Annotated in this window: 10 protein-coding genes; all 10 read left to right on the forward strand. The window is 60.7% G+C overall.

Going from position 1 to position 12914, the window contains the following annotated elements:
* The first annotated feature begins 466 nt into the window (after positions 1 to 466).
* Positions 467 to 1345 (forward strand): MlaE family ABC transporter permease, encoded by an 879-nt coding sequence (locus tag DD1DGNOD_RS12260; RefSeq protein WP_131766583.1) that lies wholly within the window; start codon positions 467 to 469, stop codon positions 1343 to 1345.
* A 129-nt stretch (positions 1346 to 1474) separates the two neighbouring features.
* Positions 1475 to 2209 carry an ABC transporter permease gene (locus DD1DGNOD_RS12265; RefSeq protein ID WP_241255671.1) on the forward strand — a complete coding sequence of 245 codons (735 nt, stop codon included), beginning with the start codon at positions 1475 to 1477 and terminating at the stop codon, positions 2207 to 2209.
* 48 nt (positions 2210 to 2257) lie between these two features.
* On the forward strand, positions 2258 to 3094 hold the full coding sequence (locus DD1DGNOD_RS12270; protein WP_131766532.1) for an ABC transporter ATP-binding protein: 837 nt from the start codon (positions 2258 to 2260) through the stop codon (positions 3092 to 3094).
* Between the two features lie 3 nt (positions 3095 to 3097).
* The gene (locus DD1DGNOD_RS12275; RefSeq protein WP_131766533.1) at positions 3098 to 4327 is read left to right on the forward strand and encodes an MlaD family protein; all 1230 of its coding nucleotides are present in this window, start codon (positions 3098 to 3100) and stop codon (positions 4325 to 4327) included.
* A 23-nt stretch (positions 4328 to 4350) separates the two neighbouring features.
* Complete coding sequence (locus tag DD1DGNOD_RS12280) at positions 4351 to 5664, forward strand: MlaD family protein (protein ID WP_165034931.1); 1314 nt, start codon at positions 4351 to 4353, stop codon at positions 5662 to 5664.
* The gene (locus DD1DGNOD_RS12285; RefSeq protein ID WP_241251445.1) at positions 5661 to 6956 is read left to right on the forward strand and encodes an MlaD family protein; all 1296 of its coding nucleotides are present in this window, start codon (positions 5661 to 5663) and stop codon (positions 6954 to 6956) included. The genes DD1DGNOD_RS12280 and DD1DGNOD_RS12285 overlap by 4 nt, the downstream gene beginning before the upstream one ends.
* Entirely contained in the window at positions 6953 to 8344 is a 1392-nt protein-coding gene (locus tag DD1DGNOD_RS12290) for an MlaD family protein (protein WP_131766536.1), read from the forward strand. Before DD1DGNOD_RS12285 ends, DD1DGNOD_RS12290 begins: the two co-directional genes overlap by 4 nt.
* 8 nt (positions 8345 to 8352) lie before the next feature.
* Complete coding sequence (locus tag DD1DGNOD_RS12295; protein WP_241255672.1) at positions 8353 to 9615, forward strand: MlaD family protein; 1263 nt, start codon at positions 8353 to 8355, stop codon at positions 9613 to 9615.
* On the forward strand, positions 9615 to 10904 hold the full coding sequence (locus tag DD1DGNOD_RS12300) for an MlaD family protein (RefSeq protein WP_131766538.1): 1290 nt from the start codon (positions 9615 to 9617) through the stop codon (positions 10902 to 10904). Before DD1DGNOD_RS12295 ends, DD1DGNOD_RS12300 begins: the two co-directional genes overlap by 1 nt.
* 95 nt (positions 10905 to 10999) lie before the next feature.
* Positions 11000 to 12914, forward strand: a 1915-nt coding sequence (locus tag DD1DGNOD_RS12305) for an RND transporter (RefSeq protein WP_131770163.1), incomplete at its 3' end; no start/stop codon positions are given.

Genomic DNA, 12914 nt, shown 5'->3' on the forward strand with positions numbered 1-12914 from the left:
GATCCGACCTCTCCGACCTCTCCGACCTCTCCGAGCGTTTCGGCGATATCGAGGACGTCCGCGCGCTGCAACAACCATCACAGGCACTCCGGGCTCGTCAGGCTGCTTACCCTGGCCGCGGCATACCACGGCCAGTCCGAGGCCGTCCACATAGCCTGTGCCGCTGTTCTCCAGGCCGCGTTTCCGAGCGGTTCGTCCGCCGCCCACCGACGCCGCCACCGCTCCCCGCAGCAGCGGGGATCAACCCGTCGCCCCGTGTCCCGAGCAGCTAGGCGGTGACACCGAACGGACCGCTCAGCAGTTCTCGCAGGATTCTGTCTCGAAAAGATTGATGGGTTCTGCCCCAGAGTACCAACCGAAGGGAGCGACGCAGATACGGACTTCGCTCCATGAGCGTAAAAATTGTCTGCGGGAGTCAGGAACTCGTGAGCTGATAGGTCTCATGTCAACTATTCAGGGAGTGTTTATGAGCCGAGTTGCTGGAGCGGTATCTGGAAGGCACGGCTCGGTATCACGCGAGGTCCGTGTTTTCCCGGACGTCGGAGCAGAGCTCGTCGCCCGGCTTCCTTCACCCGTACGGCGACTGCTGGTCGAGATCGGACAACTTGGCCAGCTGCTCGGCCAGATGTTTCTCACCGCCGTGCGGAATCCGCGGGGCTATTGGGTTGATACGCTTGACGAAATTTATTCGATGCTACGTTATTGCTGGATACCCGTCTTCGTGTCAATCGGCGGGTTCGTTTTTCTCATGTCGAATTATTCGTACAATCTCGTCAGTTTGATCGGTGCGCAAAGTCGGGTCAGCACGTACTTGGTCATGGCCGTCACACGCGAAATCTCGCCGTTCTGCACTGGTATGGCCGTGGCAGGAGTCATGGGTGCGGCAATGACGGCTGACCTGGGTGCTCGTCGTGTCCGGGAAGAGCTCGACGCGATGAGGGTGTTGGGTGTCGATGTCGTGCGCACCCTGGTACTGCCACGAGTTCTGGCAATCACGATCATGACGGTCGCGTTCGCGCTGGTTGGCCTGCTCATCGGACTGGGCATGGGTCTAATAGCCGCCACGGTGGTGGGTAACAGTTCCGTCGCTTCCTTCATGGGTAACTTTCTGGCCATCATGACCACCCCTGAGCTGATCGGGCTCCTGGCCAAGGTCTCTTTCACCGGCTTGTTCATCGGTGTGATCTGCGCCAAGAAAGGGCTTACGGCGAGTGGTGGACCAGAGGGCGTTGGCAAGGCTGTCAACCAAGCGGTCGTTATTTGCTTCATCGCCGTTTGGATCATCAATTTCAATGTCAATGCAATCATGCTCGGTCTGAACCCCGACATGCTGGTCAACCGGTGAAGGAGGTTGATAGTGTCAATAACTGACGACAAAGGAAGTCCACCTCCCCCAGCAGATACGTCACGCTCCGGTTCGGTACGAGCTTCCGACCGCGATGGCCAGCATTTGATCGAGGATGTTGGCGGCGCTGTGATCTTCACTGGGAAGATCCTGCGTGCCTTGCCGGAAGCGCGCAGCTACGTATCCGAGGTCTTACGGCAGGCCGGCATCCTGATCATCTCCAGTTCGGCGATCATCTGGACCCTGATGATGGTGTTGGGTGCCGAGGGCTCGCTGGAGGGTCACTATCTACTCAGGCAGCTGGGTGCGGCGGACTACACGGCAATCTTTACTTCCACAGGGGAGTACTCGGCGGGTCCGTCGATTTTCGGATGGATTCTGGCTGCCAAGGTTGGGTGCGGTCTGGTGGCCGAGCTTGGATCGATGAGGATCAGCGAAGAAATCGACGCTCTCGAAGTCATGGGCATCGGTTCGTTGGCTTACCTCGTGAGCACCAGAATCTTGGCTATTTTTCTCGTGATGCCGTTCCTGCTCGTTGTCGGGTTCGGGTTGATGTTCCTCACAAGTCATATCTTGAGTATTTATTTTTTCCACAGTGTCTCGGCCGGCGGCTATGAGACCGTCTTTTGGACATTCATGACTCAGACGGACTTCCTTGCAGCAGTGGCATGTTCGATGCTGATGGGAGTCGGAATTGTCATCGTTGGCTGCTACTACGGGTACACGGCGAGTGGCGGACCGGTCGGAGTGGGTAGGAACACCGCGAAGTCGATGATTATCAACATGGTTATCGTCGCTGTGATCGGCGTAATTTCCCAGCACCTTTTCTTCGGCGGCCTTACTCGTGCGCCCATTGGACAATGAAACGGTGTCTGACGCCGAGTTCATTTTCGTGTTTTGAGAGGAAGCTGAATGCAGAGCGATGGCCAAACAGATGATCAGTTGTTCGCCGGGGTGCAGTCGGCGGTCGCCGGTAACGGCTCAACGGATGACGTCCAGCACACCGTGAGAATACGTAACGTACGAAAAGCGTTCGGGTCTTTTCGGGTACTGGACGGCCTGAATATCGATTTCGCGGACGACGCGATTACCACAATTCTTGGACCGTCCGGTACGGGTAAGAGCGTTCTACTGAAACATGTCGTGGGTCTTTTGGAACCGGACTCGGGGCAAGTGCTGGTCTTCGACCAGGATATTTGGTCCGCGAGCGAGCGGGAACGTCAGGAGCTGCGCAAGAGATTCGGCGTTCTTTTTCAAGACGGTGCCCTTTTCGGCTCGATGAACGTGTACGACAACGTTGCGTTCCCGCTTCGTAAACACACCGACATGCGCGAGACAAAAATTCGCGAGTTGGTCATGGGAAGGTTAGAAGAGGTGGGCTTGTCAGCCGCTGCGACAAAAATGCCCGGAGAGATATCTGGCGGTATGAAGAAGCGTGCTGGTTTCGCTCGTGCGCTCGTTGTAAATCCCAAAGTCGTTCTTTTTGACGAGCCGGATTCTGGTCTTGATCCAGTGCGGACCAGCTTGCTGAACGACCTCATTCTGAAAATTCACCAAGAACATAGAGGAACGTATGTTCTGGTCACGCATGATATCCAGACCGCTCGGAAGGTGAGTGACCACATCGGCGTCATCTGGAAAGGAAAACTTGTTCAGTACGGTTCGACTGAGGAAGTGTTCAACTCGCCTGACCCGTTCGTCCGCCAGTTCCTGGCAGGCAAGTCTGCCGGGCCATTGGGAATGGATTAGAAAATGGGGCGACGTTCGATATTAGCAGTAGTCGCTGTTGTTGTCGCACTCGGCGCAGGGGCCTACGCGCTCATTTTCGGAACCAGCGACTATACGGTAAAAATCGTGGTTCCTTCGGCGGCGCAGCTGCTCCAAGGGTCACCGATCTGGATCGACGGCGTGCACGCCGGCTCAGTCGAGAGCCTGCAGGTAAGCAACGGTAAGGCGATCATCGAGGCGAGTCTTTCGCATGACTTCGCGCCGCTGCATGATGGAACGACGTCCCGGGTGGAGTGGAACTCCGTGGCGGGGGAGAGGATGCTGACGCTGTACCCAGGACCGTCGAAGAACCCGGTGATACCGAACGGTGCGATGTTCGCGGGCGACTCGAAACAGATTGAGGTCGACCAGATCCTGGCGATGCTCGACAAGCCGACCCGAGACCGACTGGTGTCACTGATCGGCGAGTTGGATGACACGACGTCTGGCCAGGAGCAGGAGCTCAGGGCCACCCTGGCCAGCGCTGGTCCCGCCGTCAACGCTCTGGGCGAGGTCCTTAAGGGAATTGGTCAGGATGGCCCGGCGATTCGTGACCTCGTCACCGAGCTGGACAAGATGACCGCGGTAGCCGCAACGCACAGCAACGACGTGTCAGGAACGGTCAACAACCTGACCACCATTACGGGCGCGATGGCGCAGAAGCAGTCGCAGCTCTCCGATTCCCTGAAGGAACTACCGCCAACGCTGCAGGAAGCCGAGAGCACGCTTGATCGTGTTCCGGCAGCCGGTGACGCAACCATTCCACTGCTGCATGATCTGAAACCAGCTACGAGTCAACTGGCCTCGGTGAGCCGGAACCTGAGCCCGGTGCTGCAGGACCTCCGCCCTGTCGTTGCTGACCTGCGACCAACGCTGGCCGCTGCACAGGAGCTGCTGGGTCAGACACCTGGCCTGCTCGACACCGCGCACCAGGTATTGCCGCCAGTGCGGGATACATTGATAAGCTATGCACCGGCGGTGGCTTTCCTGCGGCCCTATACACCCGAATTGATCGGTTGGCTGCACAACTTCGGGCAGAGTTTTGCCGAGTACGATTCTCAGGGCCACTACTGGGCCGCCACCGTGGCCCCGGGTACGAACGCCCTGAACGAAAGTTTGGTTCAGCTACCTGGTTCGTACACGTCAGCTCGGCCCTATCCAGGTTCGGTCGTCGGGCAATCGTGGACCGATGCCCATGGGAGCGGTATGAGATGAGCAGCTCTCGATCAAGGCGACTTGTGCTCAGTGCGATCGCCATAGTCGTGGCCGCGGGTGTCGCCGCCACGACTATAGGGCCGAGCGGGAACAACGACCAGGGCTCGATTCTTACCGCGACCTTCAGCGATGCCTGGCCGATCGTGGCGGGTAACCGGGTCAAGGCGGCAGGAGTCGACATCGGCACGGTCGAATCCGTGCGCCTCCAGGGTGGCCGCGCTGTCGTGCAAATGAAGATCCAGGACGCTCTACGTCCATTGCACAAGGACGCGCGTGCGACCATCCAATCGAAGAACCTGCTCGGCGAGCGTTTCATCAGTATCGATCCCGGCTCGCCGGACGCACCCGAGCTCGGGGAACCGGCGATGATCGACACGGCCCACACCAGTCGGGACGTCGACCTCCAAGAGGTGCTCAACTCTCTCGACACGCCGACCTCTACAGCGCTCGGTGCATTGCTGACGTCGCTGGGTGAGGGCGTTGACGGCAACGGAGAACAGGTTGCCGGAGCGATCAAGGCTTTGGCTCCGGCGATGCAGCAGTCCGGCGAACTGGCGCAGATCCTTGACGAGCAGAATTCGCTACTGACTCGGCTTGTGGACCAGGCGCAGCCGGTGGCGAATGCGCTCGCGAGTGATCATGGAAGTGACTTGGACAAGCTCGTGGACTCGAGTACGCAAACAATGACGGCAGTGGCTGCGCAGCGACAGGCTGTGGACGATAGCATCCGCCAGCTGCCGGCTACCCTGGTCCAGGCACGAGCGACGTTGGCGCGGTTGTCCGGCGTCGCTGACCCGACCACTGCAACGCTGTCGTCGCTGCGGCCGGTCACCGACGAGTTGACCGATATGAGTTCAGAGCTGCGCCAGTTCTCAGAAGCTGCGGATCCAGCGCTGGCTTCGCTGCAGCCCGTTCTGGACCGTGGGAATGCAATGCTCGACGAAGCGGCGCCACTGGTTCACTCGTTGCTCCCCGCAGGCGGCGAACTGCGTGACGTAGCACAGTCGGGCAGGCAACTGGCCGAGAACGTTCTGGGAGATCACCTGACCCAGTTGATGGAGTTCATGAAGGGGTGGGCGTTGGCCACTTCGGACTACGACGCCATTAGCCACTACTTCAAGGCGATCCTGCCGATTTCTCCGAGCCCGGTGTTGCGGGCAGTCGCAGGACCGGTGCCCGGTCTGCCAGATAACCCGGCGCCGAATTTGACCCTGCCAGTGCTACCTCGCTTGCCGTTGCCCGGCAGGGCCGGTGACAGCAGCGACGGCAACAGCGCAACCGGGTTGACCCAGAGCCAGGAGAACTCATTGCTGGGTCAACTTCTTGGGGGGCTATGATGGCTACACCGGAAGCACGAAAAAATTCCCGTTCGGTCGGGGCGGGCCTCATTGTCTTGGTGCTCGTGGGCGTAGGCCTTTATATCGCGTCCACGGCTCAGACTGGTTTACCGCTAGCCCGGACAACCACGGTCAAGGCCTCGATCGACGACATCAACACGCTTTCTGTGAATGATGATGTACGTCAGCGGAGCAAACGGATCGGCAGGGTCAGCGCAATTGACTTCGTTGACGGCAAGGCTCTTGTCACGATGAAGCTCGATGGCGATCGCCAGATATACAAGGACGCACGTGCAGCGGTGTGGGACACATCGGCACTGGCACAGAAGTTCGTCGAGCTGGATCCCGGCACCTCGGACACGGGAAAACTCGAGGACAAAGTTATTCCGGCGACCCAGACCACGGGATCGTCTGACCTTCAGCAGTTGCTCAGCGTGTTAGATCCGGAGACTCGTGCGCAGGCTAGCAGCACCATTCGCGAAATAGCCGGCGGAGTGGCGGGCCACAGTCAGGACATCCATGATTTTCTCGGCGTATCGCCGGATCTTCTCAATGACCTGGGCACCACGGCTGAGGTACTGGCATCAGACCAGCTGGACCTACCCGCGTTGCTGCGCAGCGCCGATCAGCTGGTGAGCCGTTTCAACGGCCGGGAAGAGCAGATCAGCGCACTGGTGAAGCAGACGGATTCCACCCTGCGCGGTATCACAGTGGATCAGGGGAAGCCGTTGGAGGCGACGCTGTCGAAAGCTCCTGCCACGTTGCAGGAGGTTCGCAGTGCGCTTCATTCCCTCGATACGCCGCTAGCGGACCTCCAGGTCGCAATGACGAACCTTGAGCCGGGCGCCGCCTCCCTGGGACAGTCCACACCAGACCTGCGCGGTGTGTTGCGTGAGGCAGTTCCGGTCCTTGGGAAGGTGCCAGGTGTCGCCGAGCATGCAGAACCCGCGGTAGAGGACTTGCGGCAGACGTTCGCGGACGCGCGTCCGCTGGCGCCCAAGGTGACCGATGCGCTTGGCTACCTGGCCACTCCGCTTGGAGTGCTCGCACCCTACGGTCCGGAGATCGGGCAGTTCTTTGTTCGCGGCCACAGCTTCGTGTCCGAAGGTCCGGCCCCTGGAATCCGATTTGCCCGCCTGAGTGCAAATGTCGGAGTCGGGAGTGTAACCGGTGGGTTGTATGGATCGGACAACTTCCCGCGCAATGATTACCCCGAACCGGGTGAGGCCACGCGCGACCGGGCTACGACAGGACTACCTCCTGGCCTGCTGCCGAGTGGAGGTCGGCGATGAACTTCGTACAACGGTCCATTCGTGGCGCCAGGCGGATTAGCCTGTCGCACAGAGCAGTGGGTATCGGCGTTACCGTCGCGATACTCCTGTTCGGCGCCGCGGTGTTCCAGATGGAAAAGATTATGGCAATGCTCAGTTCGGGTGACACGATTCGGGCAGAGTTCAGCCGAGGGTATAAGCTCGAGGAGTATCACAGCGAGGTGAGGATTGCCAATGCGACGGTCGGCAAGGTTACCGATGTCAAGCTGACCGATCACGGAACCGTGCTGGTGTCTATGAAGGTCGACAATGATGTGCGTGACATCTTGAAGAGTGCTCCGAGCGCGGCCATACGGCCCACCACGCTACTCGGCGGCGTTTACTACGTGTCACTGCTGCCCGGTGGTGCGAACGGCAAATTCGACGGCAACACGATACCTGTTCAGCGAACCTCCGTTTCCGTCGAGCTGGATAAGGTTTTGTCGGCTGTGACCCCACCGGCGCAGAAGGGTGTGCAATCTTCCATAAGCCAGTTGGACGGGACCTTACGTCAGGGTGGAAAGGAGTCCGTCAGGGACTTGCTCAATGATGCTCCTGGTGTCCTCCAGCCCGCCGGTGAGGTACTCGGCGCGGCTCGTGGCACGCGGCCAGGGACAGATCTGACCGAGCTGGTGGAAGGCCTGGAGACGACGGCGGTAGTGCTGAACCGAACCGATGGTCAGCTCAGCTCGATCTTCACGGATATGCATCGGGCTACGGCGGCGTTGGCTGCCGGGAGTCAACCGCTGGCCGAGTCGATGACAACGATGCCGGACACGCTGAGAACGACCCGAACCGGTCTGGGTGATCTTCGGGGTAGCCTGGATCTCCTGACGTCGACCGCCGAATCGCTCCGGCCGACAGCGAAGTCGTTGGATTCCTTGTTGCAGGACCTCGACCCGGTGTTGGTCCGGGCGCGCCCTCTGGTGAGCGATACTCGCACGTTGCTGACGGACCTACGTCCGCTGGTGCAGGAGCTGATTCCCACTGCTGACAAGGCAACGCAGGTTCTGTCGAACGTTCGCGGTCCGGTGCTCGATCGAATCAACGGCCCGATCAAGCAGATGGTGCTCTCGCCGTGGCAGGGGAGCGGCGTATACCAGGACGGCGGAAGCAGCAATCGTTTCTATGAAGAGCTGGGTTACCTCGGAGTCAATGGTGCGAAGGTTTTCCAGACGCACGACCAGAATGGTACTCACGGACGGCTGATGGCTGGCGTCGGTGGCAGGACGTTGGGTGGAGCAGCCGTCCCGATGAGTCTGGAGCAATATCTGGAGAGCCTCGGCATAAACCAGCCGCCTGGTCCGCGAAGCAATAGCCAATCGGGCGGCTTGTTGCGGTTCCTGATGCCGCCGGAGGAATCACGATGAGGCGATCGATGGGTCGTATCTGGGAGCGCCTGCGGACGGTCCCGGGCCTGGGCCGTGACGTCGGCGCCGTCACAGCAATGATTATCGCCGCCGTCGTGGCGGTGTACATCATGCAGTCCAAGATGTCGACAACCTGGCCGTGGACGGATCGTCAGACGATACGTGCCGAATTCCAGTCGGTAGCTGGAGTCAACCCGGAGAGCTCGCCCAAGGTGACCATCGCCGGGGTGACGGTTGGCAAGATCTTGGACTCGCATCCGACTCGACAGGGTACTGCAATCCTCGACATCGAGATCGGTGGCAAGCATCCGATCTATGACAACGCCCGCGCGGTGCTACGCCCGAAGAATCCGCTTAACGACATGACGCTCGAAATCAACCCGGGTGGCCCCCCGGGCAAGCCTCTTCGGGAGAACGGGTTGATCCCCCTCGGCCATACCGAGCGGCCGGTTCAGGCGGACGAGGTACTGCAGCACCTCGACGAGCGCACCCAGCTGGCGGTGACCGATTTGCTGGTCCAGTCTGATGTGGCACTGGTTCGCGCACCCGAGGAACTGCCAGCAGGACTGCAGGAGACTGATAACGCGTTGGTGAAGATGCGGCCGGTGCTCGAAGCGCTTCAAACGCGACGGGAAAGGATCGGCCAGCTGGTAACGGCGCTGGCACAGATCGCGGGCGCGGTAGGGAAGAACGATCAGCGAATCGCGCAGCTCGTCGACTCGACGCAGCAGACCCTGTCGGTGCTCGCGAACAACGACCGCGACCTGCAGGCTAGCCTCGAACAACTTCCTGGGTTGAGCAACGACCTTCGTCAGGCGATGAAGAGCACTCAACACCTGACCGCTCAGCTCAACCCGACGCTGACCAATCTTGGTGCCGCATCCAAGAATCTGCCGGACACGCTCGACAGATTCAAGGACACCGTCGGTCAGCTCGGTACGACCATCGACAAGGCCCTGCCGGTGGTCGCGAAAGCGAAGCCGGTGGTCGCCGACCTGCGGCCGTTCATCGCCAACGTCGACCCGTCACTCAGTGATCTGCTGCCGGTGACCAACAGCCTGAAGCAGGACACCCAGACGCTGATTCGGTACGAGGACGATATCCGGGCGTTCGTTTACAACACGTCGTCGGTGTTCGGCGCGGGCGACAGCCCCGAGACCGGAATCATCCGCGGTCATCTGGTAATCCCGCTACCCGACGGCGGTCTCCTTCCTGGCGGGAGGGACGGTTACGCACCGGGTCCCGAAAACGGCCTTAAGGGAGAGAAGTGATGATCTCGATGGGGCGACTCGGACGGCTTGTCATCGTGGTTGGCTTCCTCGGTGTCAGCATAGCCGTGTTCGTCTACTTCCTTGTCGGCACAGAGACCAGGGTGCCCATCGTGGAGTCCGGAGGGCACAAGGCCGCCATAATGTTGCAAGACATTGACAATCTTGTGCCTGCGAGTCGGGTTGAGATGGCCGGCATCAAGGTTGGCGAGGTGCGGAGTACGACGCAAGAGCCGGATGGCGTGCGCGTGGAGTTCGCTATCACTGACCCGAACGTCGTTTCGCTGCACCAGGGCGTCACAGTCCGGGTCGGCGCGCGCTCGATAGTCGAGGATAGCTACCTGGATGTAACCGACGGCCATGGAGCGCCGCTGCCCGATGGAGCCATGATTCCGTCCAGCGATGTGCGACCCAGTACCCAGCTGGATGACGTTCTGCGAAGCCTTGGTCCGCAGACGCGGCAGGACCTCGGAAGCCTAATCCGTTCCGTCGGCGAAGGTACTCAGGGAACCCAGCAGAGTTTGGACGCGACCGTTGCCGGCTTGGGGGACCTCGGTCGCCAGGGGCACACCGCGCTGGACGCCATCGCCGCGCAATCGGAAGACTTGCGTAGGTTGGGCGGGCAAACCGAAACGTTGCTGCGGGCGTTGGACACCGGAGAGGGCCAGATCGCCACGCTGGTCAGCAACGGGGAGCGGCTGACTACGGCGACGGCTGGACAGCTTCAATCGGTTGAGGAGACGGTGCGGATACTGCCAGGCGTGCTGGATAAGGCAAGGACTGCGTCCGGCACGATCGGTGATCTGGCTTCAGCGCTCGGTCCGGTTGCGGCCAATTTGAAAGATGCATCACCATTTTTGAGCACGGCTCTGAACCAGTTGCCAGCGACCACCCAGGACCTGCGTGGGCTATTGCCTGCGCTGTCTGGAACTCTGGACCTCGCGCCGGCGACTTTGGACAGGGTGCCGACTCTCGGTACTGACGTCAGGAACATTGTTCCGGACGCCCGAGAAATCCTCCGTGACGCGAATCCGGTGCTCGCGTATGCCCAGCCCTACGGACTGGAGTTGGCCGCCTTCTTCGCGAACTTCAACGCGGTGTTGCAGTATACCGATGAGAAAGGGGTTCACTATGCTCGGCTGCTCCCGCACATCAATCTGCAGTCGGTGCAGTCGCCGCTGAACCTCAACCTCCTCGGGACGTATAACAACCCGCTCCCACCACCGGGAAGCGGCGCACAGCCCGGACCGTTCACCGGGAAGTACCCACGAGTGGAACGGGCCCCTGAATGAGGGTAATCAGGCCAACTACGGGCGGCCGCGTCGGCAGGTGGATCGCGAGGCTTCGGCCTCGGGTCCACCTGGCCCGGCCGACCAGCAAGCAGCTCGTGACCGTCGTGTTGCTCGTGGCCACCTCTGTCGCTATTGTCATCGGTCTGCTGAAGTTACGGAGCGATACCAGTCCAGAATCGTTCCTGCCGCATGATGATCCCTCCTTGAGTTCGCTTGAGGATGCGGCCAAATCATTCGGCGGCGACCCGATCGTCGTTATCGCCGAATCGTCGGAGCCACGGCAGTTGCTGGGAGCGGATCAGCTGCCGAAGATGCTCGCCCTGGAGGGCGAGCTGGTACGGCTGCCGGATGTTGCGACTGTCTACGGTCCCGCCACAGCGTTGAACCAGATCGCAGCTTCCGCCCAGAACTTGCTCGCGACGCTGGCAGGTCGACGGGACGCTCTGGCCGCCCAGGCAGAGCAGCAGGCCCGAAGCCAGGGTGCGTCCGAGCAAAAGGCTGCTGCGGCTCGTGATGACGCGGTTGCCGCGTTCGACCAGCGATATGGGGCCCTCCTTGTTCAGGGTCTGCCGGCAGGGCTCCCCACTCTTCGCAACCCAGGCTTTGTTACGCGAGTCATCTTCGACCAAGCCGGTGCTCCTCGGCCCCAATGGGCGTTCGTCGTCCCCAAGCCGAACGCTGTCGCCATTCTCATCCGTCCGCGCGAGGCATTGGATCAGACAGGCACCGAACAGCTCGTCTCCACCGTGCGATCCACCGTTGACCATGCAGGGCTCGCCGCCACGCGAACAACCGTCACCGGAGTCCCGGCGGTGACGGCAGCATTGGGCAATCGGATCAGGTTGGAGATACCACTGCTTGGTGCACTCGCGGTGGTACTGATCGCTGCCTGCTACCTTCTCGTACCGTGGATCCGACCGAAACGGTATCGACTCGTACCAGTCGTCACGACGCTCTGTGCGACTGCGCTGGTTCTGGCGGTCTTCGGATGGTTGAGTCGTCCGCTCTCACTCGGGGTCATTGCGTTTCTTCCTATCTTGCTGGGGATCGCCAGTGATTACCCGGCTTATCTGACCCAGCCCGGTCGACGGCGTCGAGTGATCGTGGCGGCGTTCGCCAGCTCGATCGCTTTTGCTTCTCTGGCGATTTCACCTCTGCCCTTCGTGCGGGACCTCGGACTTGCACTGGCCGGCGGACTGCTGGTCGCGCTAGGTCTTGGGCTCGTGGTTGGTCGTCGTCTTGTTCGGGTGGCGTCGGCTCCACCGGCCAGTCCGGTGGCAGCCCACTTGGCGAATTTTTCCGAACGACCAGGGATGCCCACTTGGAAGCGGATCTCTGTACTGGCAGCGGTGGTTACGGTCGCATCGCTTGGCTGGTTCGCTTTACCTCAAGTTGAGATCGAGGCGCAGCCGGACCGACTTGCCTCGGGGCTGTCCGCGTTGGACGACGTCAGCTACGCCCAGCAGATGCTTGGCGGGTCGGGTGAGGTTCAACTGGTAGTGCGCGGTCCGGATGTTCTTGCTCCGGAGGCGCTGGAGTGGATGAAACACGCGGAGGATCAGATCGTCCTGCAGTACGGGAACCAGCTTAAGGCAGTTCTGAGTCCGTCCAGCCTGTTCAATTTTCTGGGTGCGTCGCCGACGCCGCGGGAGGTAGCGGCAGGAACTCAGCTTCTGCCCAGCTACCTCACGAATTCGGTGGTGCGCGGTGACCGACAGCGAGCCACCATGATCTTTTTGTTGAAGCTTCAAGACCTCCGCGATCAGAAACACCTGTTTGACGGCGTTCGCTCGGTGATTCCACCTCCGCCGCATGGATTCGACATGGATCTAGTCGGGTTGCCAGTGGTGGCGGCCCGCGGCTACGAGTTGATCTTAAAATCGCCCTACCTACCCAGTATTGTTGGTATTGTCAGCGCTGGCCTGGTGCTTCTCATCGGACTTCGTCGACGCTCCGACGCGTTACGAGCTGTCCTCGCAGCCGGCTTGGCCACCGGGTGGGGTCTGGGGG

Source organism: Candidatus Protofrankia californiensis, assembly GCF_900634765.1.
GTDB lineage: Bacteria > Actinomycetota > Actinomycetes > Frankiales > Frankiaceae > Protofrankia > Protofrankia californiensis.

What these genes read in the sequence shown, in the direction of transcription:
- DD1DGNOD_RS12260 (WP_131766583.1), top strand. Translation starts at nt 467, where the DNA reads ATGAGCCGAGTTGCTGGAGCGGTATCTGGAAGGCACGGCTCGGTATCA.
- DD1DGNOD_RS12270 (WP_131766532.1), top strand. Translation starts at nt 2,258, where the DNA reads ATGCAGAGCGATGGCCAAACAGATGATCAGTTGTTCGCCGGGGTGCAG.
- DD1DGNOD_RS12275 (WP_131766533.1), top strand. Translation starts at nt 3,098, where the DNA reads ATGGGGCGACGTTCGATATTAGCAGTAGTCGCTGTTGTTGTCGCACTC.
- DD1DGNOD_RS12285 (WP_241251445.1), top strand. Translation starts at nt 5,661, where the DNA reads ATGATGGCTACACCGGAAGCACGAAAAAATTCCCGTTCGGTCGGGGCG.
- DD1DGNOD_RS12290 (WP_131766536.1), top strand. Translation starts at nt 6,953, where the DNA reads ATGAACTTCGTACAACGGTCCATTCGTGGCGCCAGGCGGATTAGCCTG.
- DD1DGNOD_RS12295 (WP_241255672.1), top strand. Translation starts at nt 8,353, where the DNA reads ATGGGTCGTATCTGGGAGCGCCTGCGGACGGTCCCGGGCCTGGGCCGT.
- DD1DGNOD_RS12300 (WP_131766538.1), top strand. Translation starts at nt 9,615, where the DNA reads ATGATCTCGATGGGGCGACTCGGACGGCTTGTCATCGTGGTTGGCTTC.